The following is a 23542-nucleotide window of genomic DNA, read 5'->3' as shown; positions in this document are numbered from 1 at the left end:
CGCTCGCTTTCAGCGCGTGGGCAGCACGGTGGAGTAGCGCCCCGTGCTGTCGGACACGGTCTGCGCGAGCAGGATGGACTCCGGCCGTCCCCCCACCGTCACCACGCGGAAGAAGCGCACGGACGCGTTCGCCGCGATTCCGTCCGGCGCCAGCGCCGGGTCCGGGGGCAGGGTGATGCGGCCGCTCAGAGAACGGCCCCGTGACAGCGTGAAGGCGGCCAGCGTCATCACCTCCGAGTCGGCGGTGCCGGCCGGCACGGTGACGAAGCGGCTGACGCGCGGCAGGTTCTCCCCGGGCAGGAAGTCCAGCCGGTACTCGCCCGGGTCCAGCGCCAGCGCGAAGTTGCCGTCGCTGTTGGTGGTGAGGGGCGACTCGAAGCCCAGGGGCGGCTGCGGGTAGCCCTCCAGGGCCCCCACCGGCTCCACCACGACGCGCACGCCCGACGCGGGGCCGGTGCCCTCCGGGTTCCTCACGCTGCCCACCACGGTCATGCGCTCCGGGCACGTCACGTCCGGCAGCACCGTGTCCACCGCCGCCACCGTCACGGTCACGGGCGTCAGGCGCGACAGCGAGCTGGGCGGCGGGACGACGACCAGCGTGAGCGGGGCCTCCGCCACGCCGGGCAGGGACTGAAGCTGGTAGCGCCCCTGAGCGTCCGTCAGCACCGGCATGCCCTTGAAGGTGCCCCCGCCGGCCACGCGGCCCTGGAGCGACACGCGCGCGCCGGCCATGGGCGTCTGGCCGTCCATCTCCAGCACGCGGCCCTCCACCTTCACGGCCGCGCCGGGGTCGCCCAGCTCCAGCGGGATGGGGAAGGTGGTGGACGGGTCCACCACGAAGGTCTTCCAGGGCACCAGGTCCGCGGCGTTCACGGGCGTCGCGCGCACGAGCACCGTGGCGCGCCGGGCATCCTCCGCGCCCAGCACCAGCTGGAACGCGCCCGTGTCGCGGGCCACGCGGGCGCGCTGGGACAGCGGGCGCAGGGACTCATCCAGCGCCTGCACCTCCATGTCCGCGTCCACCCGCTTCGTCCCCTGGAGCACCAGCGTCCCCGTCAGCGTCACCACGCGCGCCGCGATGGGCAGCTCGAAGGCCACCATGCCGCCCGAGGACGGATCCACGAAGGCGTCGCGCGACAAGGGCGGCAGGGCCGGGTCCACCGGCGTGAGCGTCACGGTGTACTGGCCACTGCCCACGGGCAGCACCCACGCGCCGTCATCCGGGGTGAGCGTCGTCTCGAAGCGCCGCGCCACGCCCGGGATGAGGCGGCTGTCGCCCGTGGCCAGCAGGTGGATGGGGGCGCGGTAGGGGATGGGGGCCGTGCCGCCGTCCGGCGTGGCGGTGGTGCCGCGCGTGACGGTGCCCATCAGGCGCACGGGGCTGAAGAGCTCCAGGTTCTGCTCCGCCCGCAGCCGGTCCACCGGGAAGTCCTGCGCGAGCAGGCCCGCCTTGGGATGGGGCTGCACCTCCACGACGATGTCGCCGCCGGGGTTGCCGCAGCCATCCACGAAGCACACCTGGCCGGCGGCGCACTCCGCGTCGGAGCGGCACACCAGCTGCTCCGGGGGTGGCTCCTCCTCGAAGAAGCCGCACCCGGCCCCGGTCAGCCCGAGCGCCAGCGCCAGGGCCCGGAGCGCGCGCCTCACTGGCAGTCCCCCGCCACCGTGTTCACCACCCACGAGTACGAGGTGACGAAGCCCGGGTTCTTCACCACGCCGCCGTCCGCGAGGATGACCTCGTCCGGCGGATCCGGCTGGCGGTTGGTGAGGTGCCGGTCGGTGACGAACGCCTCCACCAGGTGGATGCCCGGCGGGGCCAGCGGGTTGTTGGCCGAGCGCAGGTCCATGCGCAGCGTGCCCCGGTCGTCGCGGCGCGGCTGGCCGGTGTTGGCGAGGACGATCTGCCGGTAGTAGCCCGTGGGGTTGGACGGGTTGTAGTCCACGTACCACTCCACGGTGATGCGGTCGTCGACGTCCAGGTCCTCCACCACCACGTTGAAGTCCTGGGTGCAGCTGCCCACGCCGAAGGCGCGCAGGATGCGCTCGGAGGGCTCCACCTGCTCCTCCAGGATGCGCGGCGGCCGGTTCCTGAACTCGGGCAGGCTCTCCAAGAGCGCCACGTCCTGGGGGATAAGGCACCCGGAGCCCGTCGCGATCGCCGCGAGCCCCAGGGCCGCCACCAGCGGCTGGAGGATGCCCCGGGACTGTCGCGTCGCGTGACGGTGCATGGCGTGGCTTGGAGGGAACGCTATAGCAGTTCCTCGTTCTCGTCGGGAGGAAGCGGACCGCCTGTCTTCTCCGCCTCCAGCTTCTCCAGGTGGCGGAAGATGGTGCGGGGGTCCACGCCCAGGTCCTTAGCCGTCTTGGTGCGGTTGCCGTTGTTCCGGGCCAGGACCTCGTTGATGTAACGCTTCTGGAACTCTTCCTTCGCCTGGAGCAGCGGCATGATGGGCTCCAGGTTCTCCGGCTTGAGGTCCAGGTCGTCCGCGCCCAGGAGCGGCTTGTCCGCCAGCACCACCGCCTTCTTCAGGCGGTTCTCCAACTCGCGGATGTTGCCCGGCCAGCCGTACTTCTTCATGGACACGGCGGCCGCGGGCGTGAAGCCGCGCGCCTTGGAGTTGAACTCACGCGCGTACTTCTGGAGGAAGAAGCGGCCCAGGACGATGACGTCCTCGCCGCGCTCGCGCAGGGGCGGCAGCTTCACGGTGACGACGTTGAGCCGGTAGTAGAGGTCCTCGCGGAACGTGTTCCGCTTCACCTCTTCTTCCAGGATCTTGTTCGTCGCGGCCACCACGCGGATGTCCACCGGCTCGCCGCGGTTCTCGCCGACCTTGTAGACGACCTTGTCCTGGAGCGCGCGAAGCAGCTTCACCTGGAGCTGGAGCGGCATCTCGCCGATTTCGTCCAGGAAGAGCGTGCCGCCGATGGCCGCCTGGAACTTGCCGGGCCGCGTGGCCACCGCGCCGGTGAAGGCGCCCTTGGCGTGGCCGAACAGCTCGCTCTCCAGCAGGTTCTCCGGGATGGCGCCGCAGTTCACCGTGATGAACGGGCCCTTGGTGCGCGGCGAGCGGCGGTGGATCTCCCGGGCGATGAGCTCCTTGCCCGTGCCCGTCTCACCGGTGATGAGGACGGAGATGTCCGTGGGCGCGATCTTGTCGATGCGCTTGTACACGTCCCGCATGCCCTGGCACGCGCCCACGATGTCGCCGTAGCGCTGGTCCTCCAGCTTGCGGCGCAGTTCCGTGTTGTCGAGCTTCAGGTCGTTCACGAGCAGCGCGTTCTGCAAGAGCAGGGACGCCTGCGCCGCGAACACCGTGAGCATGTCCAGGCTCTTGGGCTCGAAGCGGTTCACCAGCCGGTCATTGCCCACGTAGAGCACGCCGAACAGGTCGCCCTTGTGCATGACGGGCACGCACATGACGGAGTGGACCTTGAGGTTCACCACGGACTCGCTGGCCTTGAACTCCGGCGCGTCCAGCGCATCCGCGACGATGATGGCCTTCTGATCCTTCACCACCTTGGCGATGATGGAGTCGGACAGCTTCTCCACCGCGTCCTCGATGTTCTCCCGGGCCACGTTGCGCGCGGCCTTCACGCGCGGCTCGCCGCTCTCCATCAGGATGAGGAAGCCCTTGTCGGCGCGGGTGACCTCGATGGCCTCGTCCAGCAGGCTCTCCAGGATGCGGTCCACGTCGTAGCTGCCGAAGAGCCGCTCGCTGAACGCGGTGAGCCGCTTGAGCAGGACGAGCTCACGGCCCACTACGCCGGGCAGCTCCGCCGTGTGTGAGTCCGACGACGCGGTGGCGGCGGAGGGGAGGGACACCTCGCGCTCGGGCACCTCGCGGCGCACGGGCTCGCGGGGTGCGTCCTCGCGGGAGAAGGTCAGCTCGGTGCCGCCGACCTTGACCACGTCGCCGGTGGCGAGCGCGTGGTTGTCCCGGCGCTTGCCATTGACGTGGAAGGTGGCGCCCAGGCTGCCCACTTCGTAGCGGGTGCCGTCGAAGGTGACGTGCAGGGCGCTGGCGGGGACGCTCGAATCCTCCAGCGGCACGTCGTTGTCGGTGCCCCGCCCCAGGCTGGTGATGCGCTTGAGCAGGGAGACCGTGCGGACCTTTCCATCGGGGGTGCGGACGGTGAGGCTGGCCATGGGCGGACTTTGTGGTTCGGGGCTAGAACGTGAGGGAGACGCCGGCGCCCAGCCCACCACGGGTGGAGTACAGCCGCACGCGCGGCGGTGCGGCCTGGGAGACGGAAGGAGAAGGCTTCGGTTCGGGGCGGGACTCGACGGTGGTGCTCGTCACCACCTGGTCCTCGTGGTGGTAGACGGCGTCCACCACGCCCAGGGCGTAGACGGTGTAGAAGCCGGTGGCGGAGGCGAGCCTGAGAAACTGCCAGGTGTCCGCCTGCCGTGCGCGGTCCGTGGGGATGTAGCGCACCGGGATGGACGCGCGGCCATCTTCATCCAGCACGTTGTCCAGGTTGATGAGCCGCTCCTCGAAGAGCGAGTCGTACGCGAAGAACGCGATGATGCTGGTGATGGCCATGACGCCTTCGGTGGCGGCGAAGGCGATGCCCATGCCGTTGCGGCCCTGTTGGAACTGGCCGGCGCCGAAGGGGACGAAGTTGACCAGGAAGCTGCGCTTCTCCAGGGTGCGCACGGTGACCTGGCGGGCCAGCTCCTCCGCGCGGCGGCGCTGCGTCTCCAGGGCCACGCGCTCCTGTTCCCGGCGCTCCTGTTCGGTCTTCTCGCGCTCCAGGCGCAGGCGCTGCTCCTGGCGGAGGAACTCGCGCTCGCCGGACATCTGGTTCTTGAGGTCCTCGAAGTAGGCGACGGCCGGGGGCGGGACGACGAAGGGGTCCAGGCTGAAGTCGGGGTCCAGCCGGAGCACGGCGCGCAGGTGGCGCTCGGCCTCGTCCGTCTTGTTGAGGTTGAACGCGGACAGGCCCGCGAGCTTGTGCAGCTCCACGAGGTCCTCTTCCGGCAGGTCGCCCCGGTCGATGCGCTGGCCGGCGCGCTCCAGCACCTCCGCGTACTTGCCGTATTCGAACGACGAGCGCAGCGCGGCGACCTCCGGATCCGCGCCCAGGGGCGTCTGGGCGCGCGCGGACGCGGGGCCGAGCAGGGCGGCCAGCAGGAGGAACGTGAGCAGCAGCGGGCCTCGGCTCATTCGGGCGCCAGGCTCCCGCGCAGGGTGGTGGGCTTGCCGGGCTCCAGCAGGACGACGCGCTTCTCGGTCTTGTAACCGGGGGAGGAGATCTCCACCTCCACGCGGTGCTGGAAGCTGGCGGGGCCGCGGGGGGAGCGGATGTCGAAGGGGTGCTGGAGGCTTTCGTTCGCGGCGCGCTCCACGTCGCCCACGCGCACGGTGGCGTCCGGCGGCTGGTAGTCCATGGCGAGCTGCGAGGCCTTCAAGAGGGCACGCAGGCGGAAGACGTTCTCGCCGTCCGGCTTCACGTGGATGGTCTCCGTGGCGTCCTCGCAGTAGCCGCAGGAGACGGTGACGGTGTGCTCGCCGGGGGACAGGTGCACGTCGTGCTGCGCGAGCTGCTGCGTGCCCGCGGGGCCGCCGTCCACGCGGATGGAGCCGTAGGGGCGCACGAGGATGGACACGGGGATCTTCCCGTTGCGCGCGGGCTTGGAGTCGTCCTGCGGGTCGAGGCTGGCGACCACCATGGGGCGCGACGGCGTGCGATCCGGAGGGGAGGGGACGCGAGGGTTGAGGTCGGGAGGAGGCAGGAGTGCGTCCCGGCCGGGAGTGCCCGTGCCGCCCGTGCCCTGAGCACCGGCGGGACGCGAGCCCGTGGCCTGCGCGCCCTGAAGCGTGCCCATGCCGTCGGGAGAACCCGTAGTGCCATCGGGCGAAGCCGCCATGCTCCCCGTGCCTGTGCCGTCGGGCGAATTCGCCGTGCCACCCGTGCCCTGCGTGCCGTTCGGGCTACCCGTGCCCCTCGTGCCCTGCGTTCCATCGGACGCAGCGGCGCCAGCCGCGACCTGCGCACCCGGGGCCTTCGAGCCATCCGCGCGCGGATCCGCCGTCCGCACATTCGGGGTCTCGGGCGTGCTCGCGTTCATCCGGTACGCCTGCCAGCCGCCCAGCCCCAACGCGAGCGCCACGCCCGCCCCGATGCCCACGCGGATGCCGCGCCTGCGCCACGTGCGCCGCCGCTGCTGACGCTGGATGCCCTTGAGCAGCCCCAGCGCCCGTTCATTCGTCGCGTCCAGCGCGAGCACGTGGTTGAGGCACGCCAGCGCGCGCGGCGTCCGCTTCTCCGCGAGCTGCCGCTCCCCGCGCTCCAGCAGCGCCGCGACGATGCGCTGACGCGCGAGCCGCTGGTACGACGGCGGATCCGCGAAGAAGGAGATCAGCTCCTCGCCCACGCGGGAGAAGCCCAGCCCCGCGAGCGCATCCGCCAGCGCGTCGCGCAGCTTCCCCGCGTTGGGATAGCGCCGCGCCGGATCGCGCTGGAGGCACGTCGCGCAGATCTCCGCCAACTCGTCCGACAGCGTGGGCACGCGGCGGCGCGGGTCCTCATACGCCCCGTCCAGGATGCGCTTGAGCGTCGCCGTGGTGTTCGACGCGGTGAAGGGCAGCCGGCCCGTCATCAGCGCGTAGAACATGATCCCCAGGCTGAAGACGTCCGCCTCCGGCCCTGCCTCCAGGCCCTCGATGATCTCCGGCGACATGTGCGCGGGCGAGCCCACCAGCGCGCCCGTCACCGTCATCCGGTCCTCGATGTCCAGCAGCCGCGCGATGCCGAAGTCCATGAGCTTGAGGACCCCGTCCTCGCGCACCATGACGTTCTCCGGCTTCAGGTCGCGGTGGATGACGCCCGCCTCGTGCGCGTGCGCCAGCGCCGCCGCCAGCTCGTGGATGATCATCGCCGCCAGCTCCGGCGGCTCCAGCGGGCCCTCGTCCAGGTACGTCTTGAGCGTGCGGCCCCGGATGTACTCCGTGACGATGAAGGCGTCGTGCGCCTCCGCCGAGGAGAAGTCGAACACCTCCAGGATGTTCGGGTGGTGCAGCTTCGCCACCGCGCGGACCTCGCGCGCCAGGCGCCGCCGAGACTCGTCCTTGCCGGCCAGGTGCGGATGCAGCACCTTCACCGCGACCTCGCGGTCCAGGGCCGTGTCCAGGCCCTTGTACACGACGCTCATGCCCCCGGAGCCCAGCTCCTCCAGGATGCGATAGCGACCGATATGGCGGCCGACGAGCGTCATGGCGTGCGTGCGCGCGCTCCCCTCAGTCCCCGAACCCGATGCCCATGCTCCGCGCGAACCGCACCAGGTCCCCCTGGACGTCCACGCGTCGCTCCTTGCGAGACTCACTCAGCGGCACGGGGATGACGTCGTTGTTCCTGAGCGCCACCATGTGCCCCCACTGTCCGTCCCGCACCAGGTCCAGCACCTTGCAGCCGTAGCGCGTGGCCAGCACCCGGTCCGCCGCGCTCGGGCTGCCGCCGCGCTGCAGGTGGCCCAGCACCGTCACGCGGATCTCCGCGTCGATGTGGCGCGCCAGCAGATCCGCGCACACCTTGCCGGAGCCGCCCAACCGCACCACGCCCCGGCCCGGGATGTCCGCGGCCTCCGCCAGCACGGACAGCGTGCCGCCCTCCGGATACGCACCCTCCGAAATCGCGATGATGGAGAAGCTGCGCCGCCGCGTGGCCCGCCGCTTCAGCGTCTCCAGCAGGGACTCCACGCGGTACGGAATCTCCGGGATGAGGATGAGGTCCGCGCCGCCGGCGATGCCGCTCTCCAGCGTGAGGAAGCCCGCGTGGCGGCCCATGATCTCCACCACCATCACGCGGTCATGCGCCTCCGCGGTGGAGTGCAGCCGGTCCAGCGCCTCCGTGACGATGAGCCGCGCGGTGTCGAACCCGAACGTCTGGTCCGTGCCGGACAGGTCATTGTCGATGGTCTTCGGACACCCGACGACCTTCAGCCCCTTCTCCGCCAGCTGGTGCGCGATGGACAGCGTGCCGTCCCCGCCAATCGCGACCAGTCCGTCCAGCCGCAATTCCTCGCAGCGGCGCAGGACCTGATCCGACACGTCCCGATCCACCCAGGCGTCGCCCTCACGCACGGGGTAGGAGAACGGGTTCGCCTTGTTGGACGTGCCGAGGATGGTGCCGCCCTTGGGCAGGATGCCGCGCGTGTCCTCCACACCGAGCGGGCGGACGAGCTCCGGCTCCACCAGGCCCATGTAGCCGTTCTCGATGCCGACGAACGAATGGCCGAACTCGTGCACACCCCGTCGCACGAGGCCCCGGATGAGCGCATTGAGTCCCGGGCAATCACCACCGCCGGTGAGGACGCCGAGTCGAAGAGGTCGAGCCATAGGAACGATGAAAGTCGGACGCGGGTGTCAGTGGGAACGGGCGACACTATGACAGCAACGTCGGTGCGGATTGTAGGTGCCACCCCAGGGGGGTGCAACGCGCGAATCAGCGCTGACGTCGGATCCGCGCTCGCAGGGACGCGGGGGCGGCCCCTCAGTCGCGCTTGAGGCGACGCCGGGAGGCCAGCCGGTCCAGGAGGGCCTGGAGGCGATCCTCCTTCTGCGCGGGAAGAGCCCGGTCCGTGGGGGACTGCACGGGCATCTCGCGGGCCATCCGGTACAGCTCCTCCAGCCGCTCCAGCACCAGCTCGTTGCCGGGGCGCTCCTGGAGGGCCCGGCGGTAGGCGGCGGCGGCGCCCACGTAGTCACCCAACGTGAAGAGCCGCTCGCCCTCCTGCATGGGCGAGGGCGGGCCCAGCGGCAGCCGCTGGGGCTCGCGCACGCGGTTCTTCAGGAGCTGAAGCTCCTCCGGCTGGAGGCTGTCGCGCAGGTGGGCCAGCTTCGCGGCCAGGGCCTCCTCGCGCGGAAAGGCGGCGAGCAGGTGCTCGAAGAGCTCGAACGCCTCCGCCAGCTCACCCCGGCGTAGGGCGCGGTCGGCACGTGCTTCCATGTCGGCCCGGGCGGCAGGGGTCATCTCGCGCGGCAGAGTAACTGTTGCCCACCCGGGATGTCACATGCGGAAAAGCCTGCGCTCGGCAGGCCGCAAGGCCTCTCAGGCGGGCGTGGCGGACGACTCCGGCAATACCGCGTTTTCCTCGGCCCGGGCGCTCCGCCTCCAATGGCGGAAGAGCCACACGGCCACCACCCCGTGGAGCAGCACGCCGAAGACGCCCTCGCCGTTGAAGACCCAGACCTGACCGCCGAAGAGCCCCGGCCGGCCGTTGTAGACGCTGCCGAAGAGCTGCGGGTTGATGAGGTTCCAGCTGATGTGGAAGAGGGCGGGCGGCCAGATGGAGCGCGACGCCATGTAGAGCTGCGCGAACACCACCGCGGCCACGGCGATGGACAGCAGGAACGTCACGTTCTGCCCCACGTTCCCGCGCTGCGCCTTGGAGAAGATGAGGGGCAGGTGGAACGCGGCCCACACCGGCATGGTGATGGCCGCGGCCAGCGCCGGCCGGTGCATCCACCAGCGCGTCAGCGTCCCGCGCCAGCCCACCTCCTCACCCAGCTCGCTGGGGACACCGAAGCCCACGACGGGCGACCACACCAGCGCGAACAAGCCATGGCGCAGCCAGCGCCAGCGCTCGGGCAGCTTCGCGCCCAGCTTCTCCACCCAGCGCCAGCGCACGGACGCGGCGGCCAGCCACCACGTCACCGTCATCGCCCAGAACAGGAGGATCATCACCGGCACCGTCGCCACGCCCGTCACTCCGAACGGGCCCTTGAGCAGCTCCGGCTGGTACGTGATGAAGGACGCGTCTCCGGTGACGAACCGGATGGCATAGGCCAGCGGCGTGATGACGGCGGCGTAGGCCAGGGGCAGCGCCAGTCCCAGGAACCACCACTTCCAGCCGGGGAAGGAGAAGCCCACCGCGGACGGGGCCTCGCGACGGAAGAACCACGAGCACGCCAGTCCCACGATGCCGGGCACGCACATCATCCAGCGCATCAGCCACACGGACTCGCGCGTCTCGCCGCCCGTGATGAACAGGACGGCCATCGTCCAGCTCACGGCGAGCGTCACCGCGATGAACGTGAGGGTTTCTTTCCGGGGATTCCTCATGTTCCGGAGCATACCGGTTGGACCCGTCCCGTCGAGCCCGACGTACGAGGGGAGGGCGGACAGGCCGCCCTGCGCCCGTGTGCACTTCAGCTCTTGAGCTGGACCTCGCGCGCACCCTCGAGCCGCTCGGCCTGCATGCCGCGCTCACGGGCGGTGTTGAGCAGCAGATCCGACTCCTTCATGCGGGGCGTCTCCGGCGTGGCGGCCGGCCCGATGATGTGCTCCATCCAGGGCTCCAGGCCCATGGCGTAGTTGAAGAGCCGCTTCGCGCCCACGAGCTCCAGCAGGCGCAGGCCCTCGGTGGAGTTGCTGCCGCGGCAGCGGCGGTTCTTCTCCAGCTTGCGGTCGCGCTTCTTGGGGAAGAAGCCCTCCAGCATCCACGTGTGCGGCGCGCCGACGATCTCCGTGTTCATGAAGACCGTGTGCAGGTCGCCCACGGTGCTGCGCAGGTCGCGGTACGTCGTCTCGTCCACGCACATGGAGTCGGCGGCGAAGAAGAGCCGCTCCTCGCCCGTGCGGATGATCCACGCCGTCTTGGCGTGGGCCACGTCGCCGTGCTCGCCCATGAACGGCGCGGCGATGATCTCGCCGTCCGGGATGGGCAGGGACTCGTAGAAGTAGGGCTCCAGCACGTTCTTGAAGCCGAGCGCCTTGCCCAACAGCCGCGGCGAGTAGTCACCCGCCAGGGCGCCGCTCGCGCGCGGCACCATCAGCGTGCCGACGCGGTGGCGCAGACGCAGCAGCGTCTCGATGTCCAGGTGATCCGGGTGGCTGTGGGTGATGACCACGTAGTCAATGCGGCGCGGCAGGTCCGCGAAGGACATGCGCGCCAGCGGGCCCATCTTCTCCGGCCGCACCGGCACCACCGCGTCGATGAGGATGGAGGTGCCCTTCCACTCCACCAGCACGCACGCGTGGCCCACGTAGCGGATGCGCACCCCCGGCCCGTTCCACGTCTCGGGAAGGGTCTGCGGCGCCTCCGTGAGCAGGGGCATCAGGTCCGCGTCGGACTTCACCGCGTCGCCCAGCACGTCGCGGATCCACTCCAGCGGCTTGGGCTCCAGGTCCAGGCTGAACAGCTTGTCCAGGCGCTCGTCGTGGAAGGGCACCTTCCAGTCCAGCTGCCCCGCCTCCATCAGGCGCGGCGTGGTGAGCAGCGAGTCGCGCTCCGCGTCCGCCTTCAGCCGGCGCAGCCGCATCGATTGGAGGTCCGACTTGTAGTGACGGCCGCGGTACAGCAGGCCTTCGTGCACGCGCATCGACGGGCGGTTCACGTAGTCGTACACCAGCTCCACCACGCCCTTGAGCGGCTCCGGCAGCCGCGCGTACAGCGGCTCCAGGGACTGCCCCTTGGCCTCCGCCAAGAGCTGCGTCTGGAACTCGTCGAACGCCTCCGCCAGCTTGATGTTGTCCTCCTGCGCGGTGGTCATCCGCGTCATGAGCGCCCGCACCTCTTCCGCGCGCTCCGGCGCGATGCCTACGAAGGAGCTGCCGCTGAGCTCCGGATCCTTCGCCGCCTTCGCGTGGAAGTCCGGCGTCTGCAGGTAGGCCTTCAGCAGCGGCAGCAGGTAGGCCTGCAGATGCAGGCTCGCGGGCATGGGCGCCACCGTCATCCACCAGGCCTGGAAGTCCTGGACGAGCGGTTCGACGAGGGTGGCATCCGCGAGGCGATACAGAGGAGCAGTCATGGGGTGTGCGATCGAGAAGACCCCCGCACCCGGACTCGATTCACGGCGGTTCCCGGAAGGGAACTCGCGGAGTCAAGGGAGGGCGGGGTGAGAGCTGAAGACCAGGAAGCAGGGCTGACGAGCGAATGTGAGCGATTCGAGCAAATTGTTCAAGTTCGGTAGAACCCAGTCCTAGTGGTATTCTCGTATCCAGTTCTGCTCCGCCGGACTCATTGCAAGGGCGCCTGTGCCACGCACATCGTGTGCGTGCGTCCCACAGGAAGTCGGCCCACTGAAGCCCTTGCTGCGTTCTCCGGCCTTCCACATGGGTTCTTCCTTGTCGCGTTCCCCTGAGCTGACGCCTTCGAATTCCACCCTCGTCGAAATCTTGCGGAGCCGGGCCCAATCGCGGCCCGATCAGCCGCTGTACACCTTCCTGGATGACGCGGGTCAGGAAGACGGAACGCTGAGCTACGCGGGGCTGGACGCGCGGGCGCGGCGGATCGCGGTGGCGCTGCGGAAGGTAGCGAAGCCGGGCGAGCGCGTGATGCTGCTGTATCCGCCCGGCCTGGAGTACGTGGCGGGGTTCTTCGGGTGCCTCTACGCGGGGCTCATCGCGGTGCCGGCGTACCCGCCGGATCCGATGCGGCTGGAGCGCACGCTGCCGCGCCTGCGCGCGATCATCCAGGACGCGAACGCGACGGTGGTGCTCACCACGTCCGGCATCCTGTCCATGACGGAGTTCGTCTTCGAGCAGGCGCCGGACCTGCGTTCGCTGCACTGGGTGGGGACGGACGAGATCCCGGCGGGTGGGGAAGCGGACTGGACGCCGCCGGACGTGGACGCGTCCACGCTGGCGTTCCTCCAGTACACGTCCGGGTCCACGGGCTCGCCCAAGGGCGTGATGCTGAGCCACGGCAACCTGGCGCACAACCTGGCGCTGATCACCGACGCGTTCGAGCTGGTCCCCAGCAGCTCGGCCGTCATCTGGCTGCCGCCGTACCACGACATGGGGCTCATCGGCGGCATCCTCACGCCGCTGTACGCGACGTTCCACGCGGCGCTGATGTCGCCGCTGACGATGCTGAAGAACCCGCGCGTGTGGCTGGAGGCCATCACCCGCTACAAGGCCACCATCAGCGGCGGGCCGAACTTCGCGTTCGACCTGTGCATCCGGCGCATCCCGGCGGAGGAGCGGCAGTCGCTGGACCTGAGCTCGTGGAAGGTGGCGTTCACCGGCGCGGAGCCCATCCGTACGGCGACGCTGGACCGCTTCGAGCAGGCGTTCGGGCCGCACGGCTTCACGCGTGAGTTCTTCTTCCCGTGCTACGGCCTGGCGGAGGCGACGCTGCTGGTGTCGGGCGGGCGCGTGGAGGCGCCGCCGGTGCGCACCGCGCTGGATGCCCAGGCGCTGGAGCAGCGCCGCGCGGTGCTGGTGGACGCGTCGAAGCCGGAGGCGCGCCTGCTGGTGGGATGCGGCGAGGAGCGCCCGGGGCACCCGGTGGTCATCGTGGATCCGCAGACGCGCGAGGCGTGCGCGCCCGGCGGCGTGGGTGAGATCTGGGTGCGCGGCCCCAGCGTGGCGCTGGGCTACTGGAACAAGCCGGAGGCGACGGCGGAGGCGTTCCATGCGCGAGTGAAGGGCACGGACGAAGGGCCGTTCCTGCGCACGGGCGACCTGGGCTTCATGCGGGACGGTGAGCTGTTCGTCACCGGCCGGGCCAAGGACCTGATCATCATCCGTGGCCGCAACCACTACCCGCAGGACATCGAGCAGACGGTGGAGGAGAGCCACCCCGCGCTGCGCGCCGGCAGCGTGGCGGCGGTGTCGCTGGAGGTGGCGGGCGAGGAGCGCCTGGTGGTGGTGCAGGAGATCGACCTGCGCAAGGCGGGCAACCTGCGCAAGCAGGTGGACATGGCGGAGGCGGCGGTGAAGGAGATCCGCCAGCGCGTCGCCGAGCGGCATGAGGTGCAGGTGCACGCCGTGGCGCTGATCGAGCCCGGCAGCATCCCGAAGACCTCCAGCGGGAAGATCCAGCGGCACGCGAGCAAGGCGCAGTTCCTCGCGGACGAGCTGCGCACGGTGCTGGTGTGGCGCGAGCCGGGGTTCGAGGAGGCGGAGGAGACGGAAGCCGCCGAGTCCTCGGAGCCCGCCCAGGCGCCGGTGCGTGAGGACGTGCCGGAGGCCGCGCGGGCCACGCTGACGTGGCTGGTGGAGCGCGTGGCGGAGCAGTTGAAGGTGCCGGCGAAGACGGTGGACGTGCGTGAGCCCATCACGCGCTACGGCCTGGATTCGCTGAGCGCGGTGGAGCTGGCGCACGCGGTGGAGAAGGGGCTGGGGATCGCGCTGCCCATGGAGCTGCTGCTCCAGGGCCCGAGCCTGGTGGAGCTGGCGAAGCGCATCACGGCGTCGAAGCAGGAGCCGAAGGCGGCGGTGCTCGCGCCCCGGCCGCGTGGGGCCACGCAGCCCTTGTCGTTCGCGCAGCAGCGCCTGTGGTTCCTGGACCGGCTGGAGCAGGGAAGCGCGCTCTACAGCATCCCGGGCGCGGTGCGGCTGGACGGCGCGCTGGATGCCGAATCGCTGCGGCGGAGCCTGGAGGAGATCGTCCGCCGGCACGAGTCGCTGCGCACGACGTTCCGCGAGGAGAACGGCGAGGCGGTGCAGATCATCCACCCGGCGAAGGCCTTCGAGCTGCCGGTGGTGGACCTGACGGGCTTCCCGGAGGCGTCGCGCGAGGCGGAGGCGCGGCGGTGCGTGGATGAAGAGGCCGTGCGTCCGTTCGACCTGGGCACGGGTCCGCTGATGCGCGCGCGGTTGCTCAAGCTGGGTGACGCGAAGCACGTGCTGCTGGTGACGATGCACCACATCGTCTCCGACGGCTGGTCCATGGGCGTGCTCGTGCGCGAGGTCGCCGCGCTCTACGACGCGTTCCGTGGCGGACGGGGCTCTCCGCTGCCGGCGCTGCGCGTGCAGTACGCGGACTTCGCGCAGTGGCAGCGGGAGTGGCTGCTGGGCGGCGTGTTGGAGAAGCAGGTCGGCTACTGGAAGCAGCGGCTGGCGGGGGCTCCGGCGGTGCTGGAGCTGCCGACGGACTTCGCGCGTCCGGCGTCGCAGACGTACCGCGGCGCGACGGTGCCGGTGAAGCTGGGCGCGGAGTTGAGCAAGGCGCTGGGCGCGCTGGCGAAGAAGGAAGGCGTCACGCCGTACATGCTGCTGCTGGCGGCGTTCCAGGTGCTGCTGGGGCGCTACTCGGGGCAGGAGGACATCTCGGTCGGCTCGCCCATCACGGGCCGCTCGCGCGCGGAGACGGAGGGCCTCATCGGCTTCTTCGTCAACACGCTGGTGCTGCGCACGAAGCTGGAAGGCAACCCGTCCTTCCGCGCGCTGCTGGCCCAGGTGAAGGAGACGACGCTGGGGGCGTACGCGCACCAGGACGTGCCGTTCGAGAAGCTGGTGGAGGAACTCCAGCCGCAGCGCAGCCTGAGCCACGCGCCGTTGTTCCAGGTGATGTTCGTGTTGCAGCAGGACGTGCTGCCGCACTTCCGCCTGCCGGGCGTGGAGCTGTCGCCGTACGACGTGGAGTCGAAGACGGCGAAGTTCGACCTGACGCTCTACCTGACGGAGACGGCGGGCGGACTGGAAGGAACGCTGGAGTACAACACCGACCTGTTCGCGGCGGCGACGGCGCGGCGGATGATGGAGCACCTGCGGGTGCTGCTGGAGTCGCTGCTCACGGATCCGGGCGCGAAGCTGTCCGACCTGTCGCTGATGGGCGCGCAGGAGAAGCAGTCGCTGCTGAAGGACACGTCGGGGACGGACCTGTCGGCCCCGGTGCGCGGGACGATGCAGGCGCTCTTCGAGGCGCAGGCGGCGCGCACGCCGGACGCGCCCGCAGTCCACTTCGACGGGCAGACGCTGACGTACGCGCAGTTGGACGCGCAGGCGAACCAGTTGGCGCATCACCTGCGTGGCATGGGCGTGGGCCCGGACACGCTGGTGGGCGTGAGCCTGGAGCGTTCGGCGCGCATGGTCGTGGCGCTGCTGGGCGTGCTGAAGGCCGGTGGCGCGTACGTGCCGCTGGATCCGGCGTACCCGCGTGAGCGTCTGGGCTGGATGCTGGAGGACGCGCAGGCGCCGGTGCTGCTGACGCAGCAGAACCTGCTGGGCGTGCTGCCCGAGCACTCCGCGAAGGCCGTCTGCGTGGACGCGGACTGGGCCGTGATCTCGCGGCAGCCGACGACGCCTGTCGTGACGAGCACGGGCGTGGGGAACCTGGCGTACGTGCTTTACACGTCGGGCTCCACGGGTCGTCCGAAGGGCGTGGCCATCGAGCAGCGCAGCGTGGTGGCCTTCCTGCATTGGGCCACGGCGGCCTTCACTTCGCAGCAGCTCGCGGGTGTGCTGGCGGCGACGTCGCTGAACTTCGACCTGTCCGTGTTCGAGGTCTTCGCGCCGCTCACCAGCGGTGGTGCCGTCATCGTCGCGGAGAACGCGCTGGCGTTGCCGACGCTGAAGGACGCGGGCCGCGTGACGCTGGTGAACACGGTGCCCTCCGCGATGGCGGAACTGGTGCGCAGCCAGGGCGTGCCGGAGTCGGTGCGCACGGTGAACCTCGCCGGTGAGCCGTTGCTGAACCGGCTGGCCCAGGCGCTCTACGGCCTGAAGAACGTGGAGGGCGTCTACAACCTCTACGGCCCGACGGAAGACACGACGTATTCGACGTACACGCGCGTGGAGAAGGACGGCGCGCGAGAGCCGACGATTGGCCGTCCGCTGACGGGCTCGCGTGCGTACGTGCTGGATGCGTGGCTGCGTCCGGTGCCGCAGGGCGTGCCGGGCGAGCTGTACCTGGCGGGCGCGGGTCTCGCTCGCGGCTACCTGGGCAAGCCGTCGCTGACGGCGGAGCGCTTCGTGCCCAACCCGTTCTCGGTGGAGCCGGGCGCGAGGATGTACCGCACGGGCGACCGCGTCCGGTGGCTGGCGACGGGCGAGTTGGAGTACCTGGGCCGCATCGACTTCCAGGTGAAGGTGCGCGGCTTCCGCATCGAACTGGGCGAGGTGGAGTCGGCGCTGGCGTCTCAGCCCGGCGTGCGCGAGTCCGTGGTCGTGGTGCGTGAGGACGTGCCGGGAGACAAGCGCCTGGTGGCGTACGTGGCAGGCGCGTCGCTGGACGTGGCGGAGCTGCGCAAGGGCCTGAAGGCGCGGCTGCCGGAGTACATGGTGCCGTCGGCGTTCGTGGTGCTGAACGCGCTGCCGCTGACGCCGAACGGGAAGGTGGACCGCAAGGCGCTGCCGGTTCCGGAGACGCAGGCCCAGGCCCGGTACGTGGCGCCGCGCACGGCGACGGAAGAGCAGGTCGCGACGCTCTTCGCGCAGTTGCTGCGTGTCGAGCGCGTGGGCGCGGAGGACTCGTTCTTCGAGCTGGGTGGCCACTCGCTGCTGGCGATGCAGCTGGTCTCCCGGCTGCGCACGGCCTTCAGCATTGAGGTCCCGCTGCGTTCGCTCTTCGAGCTGAGCACGGTGGCTTCGCTCGCGGCGTTCATCGACGGGAGGAAGCAGCAGGCGGAAGGCGCGAACCTGCCGCCGCTGAAGCGGGTGTCGCGCGAGGGCGCGTTGCCGCTGTCGTTCGCGCAGCAGCGCCTGTGGTTCCTGGACCGGTTGGAGCAGGGGAGCGCGCTCTACAACATCCCGGGCGCGGTGCGGCTGGAGGGCGCGCTGGATGTGGAGGCCCTGCGGCTGACGCTCCAGGAGATCGTCGCGCGGCACGAGTCGCTGCGCACGACGTTCCGTGAGGAGAACGGCGAGGCCGTGCAGCTCATCCACGCCGCGGGCCGGATGGACCTGCCCGTGGTGGATCTGTCGGCCGTGGCCGAAGCGGAGACCCAGCGCGTGGTCAACGAGGAGGCCGTGCGGCCCTTCGACCTGGGCACGGGTCCGCTCTTCCGCGCGAAGCTGCTGAAGCTGGGTGAAGCGAAGCACGTGCTGCTGGTGACGATGCACCACATCGTCTCCGACGGTTGGTCCCTGGGTGTCCTCGTGCGCGAGATGGCCGCGCTCTACGAGGCGCACTCGCAGGGCCGCGCCATGCCCATGCCGGAGCTGGCGGTGCAGTACGCGGACTTCGCGCAGTGGCAGCGTGAATGGCTGCTGGGCGGAGCGCTGGAGAAGCAGGTCGGCTACTGGAAGCAGCAGTTGGCCGGAGCGCCTGCCGTCCTGGAGCTGCCGACGGACTTCGCGCGTCCTGCCGTGCAGACGTATCGCGGCGCCACGGTGCCGGTGAAGCTGGGCACGGACCTGAGCCGCACGCTCAACGCGCTGGCGAAGCAGGAAGGCGTGACGCCGTACCAACTGCTGCTGGCTGCGTTCCAGGTGCTGCTGTCCCGCTACAGCGGCCAGGACGACATCTCGGTGGGCTCGCCCATCGCGGGCCGCACGCAGGCGGAGACGGAAGGGCTCATCGGCTTCTTCGTCAACACGCTGGTGCTGCGCACGAAGCTGTCGGGCAACCCGAGCTTCCAGCAGGTGCTCAAGCAGGTGAAGGAGACGACGCTGGGCGCGTACGCGCACCAGGACGTGCCGTTCGAGAAGCTGGTGGAGGAGCTCCAGCCGCAGCGCAGCCTGAGCCATGCGCCGCTGTTCCAGGTGATGTTCGCACTCCAGCAGGACGTGCTGCCGCACCTGAAGCTGTCGGGCATGGAGCTGTCGCCGTACGAGGTGGAGTCGAAGTCCGCGAAGTTCGACCTGACACTCTTCCTGACGGAGACGGCGAACGGGCTGGAAGGAACGCTCGAGTACAACACCGACCTGTTCACTGCGCATACGGCGCGGCGGATGACGGAGCACCTGCGGGTGCTGCTGGAGTCCGTGGCGGTGCGGCCCATGGCGAAGGTGTTTGACCTTGCGCTGATGAGCGCGCAGGAGAAGCAGACGCTGCTGATGGACGTGTCGGGGACGGACCTGCCGGCCCCGGTGACCGGGACGATGCAGGCGCTCTTCGAGGCGCAGGTCGCGCGCACGCCGGACGCGGCGGCCGTCTACTTCGACGGTCAGGTGCTGACGTACGCGCAGCTGGAGGCGCAGGCGAACCAGCTGGCGCACCACCTGCGCGGAATGGGCGTGGGCCCGGACACGCTGGTGGGCGTGAGCCTGGAGCGCTCCGCACGGATGGTGGTGGCGCTGCTGGGCGTGCTGAAGGCCGGTGGCGCGTACGTGCCGCTGGATCCGGCGTACCCGCGTGATCGCCTGGGCTGGATGTTGGAGGACGCGCAGGCACCGGTGGTGCTGACGCAGCAGAAGCTGCTGGGCGTGTTGCCCGAGCACTCGGCGCGCAACGTGTTCCTGGATACGGATTGGGAGACCATCTCCAAGAACCCTGTTTCGCGCGTCGATGCGCGCACGGGCCTGAGGAACCTGGCGTACGTGCTGTACACGTCGGGTTCGACGGGCCGTCCGAAGGGCGTGGCCATCGAGCAGCGCAGCGTGATTGCGTTCCTGCACTGGGCGACGGCGTTCTTCACGCCACAGCAGTTGTCGGGCATGTTGGCCTCGACGTCGCTGAACTTCGACATCTCGGTGTTCGAGGTCTTCGCGCCGCTGAGCGTCGGTGGCGCCGTCATCGTCGCGGAGAACGCACTGGCGCTCCCGACGATGAAGGACGCGGCCCGGGTGACACTGGTGAACACGGTGCCCTCCGCGATGGCGGAGTTGCTGCGCAGCCAGGGTGTGCCGGAGACGGTGCGCACGGTGAACCTCGCGGGCGAGCCGCTGCTGAACCGGCTGGCGCAGGCGGCGTACGGGCTCAAGAATGTGGAGGCCGTCTACAACTTCTACGGCCCGACGGAAGACACGACGTACTCGACGTACTTGCGAGTGGAGAAGGGCGCGACGCGGGAGCCGACGGTGGGCCGTCTCCTGACGGGCTCGCGCGGATACGTGCTGGATGCGTGGCTGCGTCCGGTGCCGCAGGGCGTGCCGGGCGAGCTGTACATCGCGGGTGCGGGCCTCTCGCGAGGCTACCTGGGCAAGCCGGCGCTGACGGCGGAGCGCTACGTTCCCAATCCCTTCAGCGACGAGCCCGGCGCGCGGATGTACCGCACGGGCGACCGCGTGCGGTGGCTGCCGAATGGCGAGCTGGAGTACTTCGGCCGCTTCGACTTCCAGGTGAAGGTGCGTGGTTTCCGCATCGAGCTGGGTGAAGTGCAGTCGGTGCTGTCCACGCAGCCCGGTGTGCGCGAGTCCGTGGTGGTGGTGCGTGAGGACGTCCCGGGCGACAAGCGCCTGGTGGCGTACGTGGCGGGCGCGTCGCTGGACGTGGCGGAGCTGCGCAAGGGGCTGAAGGCGCGGCTGCCGGAGTACATGGTGCCGTCGGCGTTCGTGGTGCTGAACGCGCTGCCGCTCAACCCGAACGGCAAGGTGGACCGCAAGGCGTTGCCGGTGCCGGAGGCCCAGTCCTCGCAGGGCCAGTACGTGGCGCCGCGCACGGCGACGGAAGAGCAGGTCGCGATGCTCTTCGCGCAGTTGTTGCGCGTGGAGCGCGTGGGCGCGGAGGACTCGTTCTTCGAGCTGGGCGGCCACTCGCTGCTGGCGATGCAGCTGGTCTCCCGGCTGCGCACGGCCTTCGGCGCCGAGGTCCCGCTGCGTTCGCTCTTCGAGCTGAGCACGGTGGCTTCGCTCGCGGCGTTCGTGGATGCGGCCGTTTCGGGCCGTGATGCGTCCAAGGCCCCGGCGATCACGCCTCGGCCCCGGAGCGCCACGGAGTCGCTGTCGTTCGCGCAGCAGCGTCTGTGGTTCCTGGACCAGTTGGAGCAGGGCAGCGCCTTCTACAACGTGGCGGGCGGCGTGAAGCTGGAGGGCACGCTGCATGTGGAAGCCATGCGGCGGGCCCTGGAAGAGATCGTCCGGCGGCATGAGTCGCTGCGCACGACCTTCCGCGATGAGAACGGTCAGGCCGTGCAGGTCATCCACCCGGCGAAGGCCTTCGAGCTGCCGGTGGTGGACGTCTCCGGTGCGCAGGACACGGAAGCGCGGCGGCTGGCGGAGGAAGAAGCCGCGCGCCCGTTCGACCTGGGCACGGGTCCGCTCTTCCGCGCGAAGCTGCTGAAGCTAGGTGAAGCGAAGCACGTGCTGCTGGTGACGATGCACCACATCGTCTCCGACGGTTGGTCCCTGGGCGTCCTCGTGCGCGAGGTCGCCGCGCTCTACGAGGCCCAGGTCCTCAACCAGAAGTCCCCGCTGCCGGAGCTGACGGTGCAGTACGCGGACTTCGCGCAGTGGCAGCGTGAATGGCTGCTGGGCGGGGTGCTGGAGAAGCAGGTCGGCTACTGGAAGCAGCAGCTGGCCGGGGCGCCTGCCGTCCTGGAGCTGCCGACGGACTTCGCGCGTCCTGCCGTGCAGACGTATCGCGGCGCCACGGTGCCGGTGAAGCTGGGCGCGGACCTGAGCCGCACGCTCAACGCGCTGGCGAAGCAGGAAGGCGTGACGCCGTACCAACTGCTGCTGGCTGCGTTCCAGGTGCTGCTGTCCCGCTACAGCGGCCAGGACGACATCTCGGTGGGCTCGCCCATCGCGGGCCGCACGCAGGCGGAGACGGAAGGGCTCATCGGCTTCTTCGTCAACACGCTGGTGCTGCGCACGAAGCTGTCGGGCAACCCGAGCTTCCAGCAGGTGCTCAAGCAGGTGAAGGAGACGACGCTGGGCGCGTACGCGCACCAGGACGTGCCGTTCGAGAAGCTGGTGGAGGAGCTCCAGCCGCAGCGCAGCCTGAGCCATGCGCCGCTGTTCCAGGTGATGTTCGCACTCCAGCAGGACGTGCTGCCGCACCTGAAGCTGTCGGGCGTGGAGCTGTCGCCGTACGACGTGGAGTCGAAGTCCGCGAAGTTCGACCTGACGCTGTCGCTGACGGAGACGGCGGGCGGGCTGGAAGGCACGCTCGAGTACAACACCGACCTGTTCACGGCGGCGACGGCTCGCCGGATGACGGAGCATCTGCGCGTACTGCTGGAGTCCGTGGCGGTGCGGCCCATGGCGAAGCTGTCCCAGCTCGCGCTGATGGGCGAGCAGGAGCGTCACCAGGTGCTGGTGGCGTGGAACGACACGCGCGGCGATGTCGCGGGTGACGTGACGTTCCCGACGCTCTTCGAGGCCCAGGTGCGTCGCGCGCCGGACTCGCAGGCGCTGGTGTTCGAGGATGCCTCGCTGACGTACGCGCAGCTGGACGCGCGGGCGAACCAGTTGGCGCACCACCTGCGTACGCTGGGCGTTGGGCCCGAGGTGCGCGTGGCGCTCTGCGTGGAGCGCTCGCTGGAACTCGCGGTCGCGATGCTCGGCATCCAGAAGGCCAGTGGCGCCTTCGTGCCGCTGGATCCGTCCTACCCGCGTGAGCGCCTGTCCTTCATGCTGGAGGACAGCGGCGCGCCCGTGCTGGTGACGCAGGAGTCGCTGAGCCAGCAACTGCCCACCGACGGCCTGCGCGTGGTGCGCATGGACGTGGAGGCGGCGCACCTCCGGACGCTGCCGGAGTCCGCTCCGGCCTCCAGCGCCAACGCGGACACCCTGGCGTACGTCATCTACACGTCCGGCTCCACGGGCCGTCCCAAGGGCACGCTGCTGCCGCACCGCGGCCTCAACAACACCGCCCGGCAGGCCGCCGCGGCGAAGGGCCTGGGCTCGGGCCGCCGCGCGTTGCAGTACGCGGCGTCCAGCTTCGACGCCAGCGTGTGGGAGGTGTTCAGCACGCTCGTGTCCGGGGCCACGCTGGTGCTCGCGCCTCGCGACCGGCTGCTGCCGGATGAACCGCTGCGCACGCTGCTTCAGCAGCAGCGCATCACCACCGTGACGCTGACGCCGTCGGTGCTCGCGCAACTGAGCACGGACGGGCTGGATGGCCTGTCCACCATCGTCTCCGCCGGTGAGGCGCTGAGCGTTGAGATGGCTCGCAAGTGGGGGCAGGGGAGGACGCTGATCAACGCGTACGGCCCCACCGAGACCACGGTCTGCGCGACCCTCACGCACGGCGGCGTCCGCGCGGAGCGCCTGACCATCGGCAAGCCGCTGGCGAACGTGCAGGTGTACGTGCTGGATGCCCTGCACCACCCGGTGCCCGTGGGCGTGGCCGGTGAGCTGTACGTCGCGGGCGAAGGACTGGCGCGTGGCTACCAGGGCCGGCCGGACATGACGGCCGAGAAGTTCGTCCCCAACCCGTTCAGCAACGAGCCTGGCGCGCGGCTGTACCGCACCGGCGACCGCGTGCGCTGGCTGGCCGAGGGCGAGATCGAATACCTGGGCCGCATCGACCACCAGGTGAAGGTGCGCGGCTTCCGCATCGAGCTGGGTGAGATCGAGGCCGTGCTGCTGCGCCACGCGGACGTGCGTGAGGCGGCGGTCGTGGTTCGCGAGGACGTCCCGGGCGACAAGCGGCTGGTCGGCTACGTCGTGTCGCAGCCGGGCCGGACGGTGGACGCGGCCTCGCTGCGCAAGCACCTGAAGGACGGCGTGCCGGAATACATGGTGCCGTCGGCCTTCGTGGTGCTGGACGCGCTGCCGATGACCCCTGCCGGCAAGGTGGACCGCAAGGCCCTGCCGGCCCCCACCGGCGCGCTCACGCGTCCGGACGCCTACGTGGCCCCGCGCACGCCGACGGAGACGCGCGTGGCGGCCCTCTTCGCGCGCGTGCTCACCGTGGAGCGCGTGGGCGCGGAGGATTCGTTCTTCGAACTGGGCGGCCACTCGCTGATGGCCACGCAGTTGGTGTCGCGCCTGCGCGGCGAGTTCCAGGTGGAGCTGCCCCTGCGCGCGCTCTTCGAGTCCCCGA

At 70.3% G+C, this 23542-nt stretch carries 10 protein-coding genes (1 of these 10 running past the window's edge); 1 reads left to right on the top strand and 9 read right to left on the bottom strand.

Annotated elements, in window-relative coordinates:
- Window positions 1-9: 9 nt before the first annotated feature.
- The 9 genes from ACX114_RS21215 to ACX114_RS21175 form a co-directional block, all read right to left on the bottom strand.
- Window positions 10-1647: a carboxypeptidase regulatory-like domain-containing protein gene (locus ACX114_RS21215; RefSeq protein ID WP_459287226.1), complete on the bottom strand. Its 1638-nt coding sequence runs from the start codon at window positions 1645-1647 to the stop codon at window positions 10-12.
- Entirely contained in the window at window positions 1644-2228 is a 585-nt protein-coding gene (locus tag ACX114_RS21210) for a hypothetical protein (protein ID WP_459287224.1), read from the bottom strand. The genes ACX114_RS21215 and ACX114_RS21210 overlap by 4 nt, the downstream gene beginning before the upstream one ends.
- Window positions 2229-2248: 20 nt before the next feature.
- Window positions 2249-4147 (bottom strand): sigma 54-interacting transcriptional regulator, encoded by a 1899-nt coding sequence (locus ACX114_RS21205; RefSeq protein WP_459287222.1) that lies wholly within the window; start codon window positions 4145-4147, stop codon window positions 2249-2251.
- Between the two features lie 22 nt (window positions 4148-4169).
- Window positions 4170-5168: a tetratricopeptide repeat protein gene (locus ACX114_RS21200; protein ID WP_459287220.1), complete on the bottom strand. Its 999-nt coding sequence runs from the start codon at window positions 5166-5168 to the stop codon at window positions 4170-4172.
- Complete coding sequence (locus ACX114_RS21195) at window positions 5165-7219, bottom strand: protein kinase domain-containing protein (RefSeq protein ID WP_459287218.1); 2055 nt, start codon at window positions 7217-7219, stop codon at window positions 5165-5167. The genes ACX114_RS21200 and ACX114_RS21195 overlap by 4 nt, the downstream gene beginning before the upstream one ends.
- 22 nt (window positions 7220-7241) lie before the next feature.
- Complete coding sequence (locus ACX114_RS21190) at window positions 7242-8339, bottom strand: 6-phosphofructokinase (protein ID WP_459287216.1); 1098 nt, start codon at window positions 8337-8339, stop codon at window positions 7242-7244.
- 154 nt (window positions 8340-8493) lie between these two features.
- Entirely contained in the window at window positions 8494-8973 is a 480-nt protein-coding gene (locus ACX114_RS21185; protein WP_459287214.1) for a hypothetical protein, read from the bottom strand.
- 78 nt (window positions 8974-9051) lie between these two features.
- On the bottom strand, window positions 9052-10065 hold the full coding sequence (locus ACX114_RS21180) for a CPBP family intramembrane glutamic endopeptidase (protein ID WP_459287212.1): 1014 nt from the start codon (window positions 10063-10065) through the stop codon (window positions 9052-9054).
- A gap of 86 nt (window positions 10066-10151) precedes the next feature.
- Complete coding sequence (locus ACX114_RS21175; protein WP_459287210.1) at window positions 10152-11753, bottom strand: MBL fold metallo-hydrolase; 1602 nt, start codon at window positions 11751-11753, stop codon at window positions 10152-10154.
- Window positions 11754-12069: 316 nt separating this feature from the next.
- Between ACX114_RS21175 and ACX114_RS21170 the strand changes: the two genes are divergently transcribed.
- Window positions 12070-23542, top strand: the beginning of a protein-coding gene (locus ACX114_RS21170; RefSeq protein ID WP_459287208.1) for a non-ribosomal peptide synthase/polyketide synthase. The gene runs 20027 nt beyond the window's last position; only the first 11473 of its 31500 coding nucleotides appear in the window; the start codon lies at window positions 12070-12072; the stop codon falls past the right edge of the window.

Source organism: Corallococcus sp. M7, assembly GCF_054512695.1.
Note: the sequence above shows the minus strand (reverse complement) of the source record. Positions and strands in the feature narration are given on the sequence as shown.

Bases quoted from the DNA above. Each gene is read 5' to 3' on its own strand.
- ACX114_RS21175 (WP_459287210.1), bottom strand. From the start codon at position 11,753: ATGACTGCTCCTCTGTATCGCCTCGCGGATGCCACCCTCGTCGAACCG.
- ACX114_RS21180 (WP_459287212.1), bottom strand. From the start codon at position 10,065: ATGAGGAATCCCCGGAAAGAAACCCTCACGTTCATCGCGGTGACGCTC.
- ACX114_RS21195 (WP_459287218.1), bottom strand. From the start codon at position 7,219: ATGACGCTCGTCGGCCGCCATATCGGTCGCTATCGCATCCTGGAGGAG.
- ACX114_RS21190 (WP_459287216.1), bottom strand. From the start codon at position 8,339: ATGGCTCGACCTCTTCGACTCGGCGTCCTCACCGGCGGTGGTGATTGC.
- ACX114_RS21200 (WP_459287220.1), bottom strand. From the start codon at position 5,168: ATGAGCCGAGGCCCGCTGCTGCTCACGTTCCTCCTGCTGGCCGCCCTG.
- ACX114_RS21210 (WP_459287224.1), bottom strand. From the start codon at position 2,228: ATGCACCGTCACGCGACGCGACAGTCCCGGGGCATCCTCCAGCCGCTG.
- ACX114_RS21205 (WP_459287222.1), bottom strand. From the start codon at position 4,147: ATGGCCAGCCTCACCGTCCGCACCCCCGATGGAAAGGTCCGCACGGTC.
- ACX114_RS21185 (WP_459287214.1), bottom strand. From the start codon at position 8,973: ATGACCCCTGCCGCCCGGGCCGACATGGAAGCACGTGCCGACCGCGCC.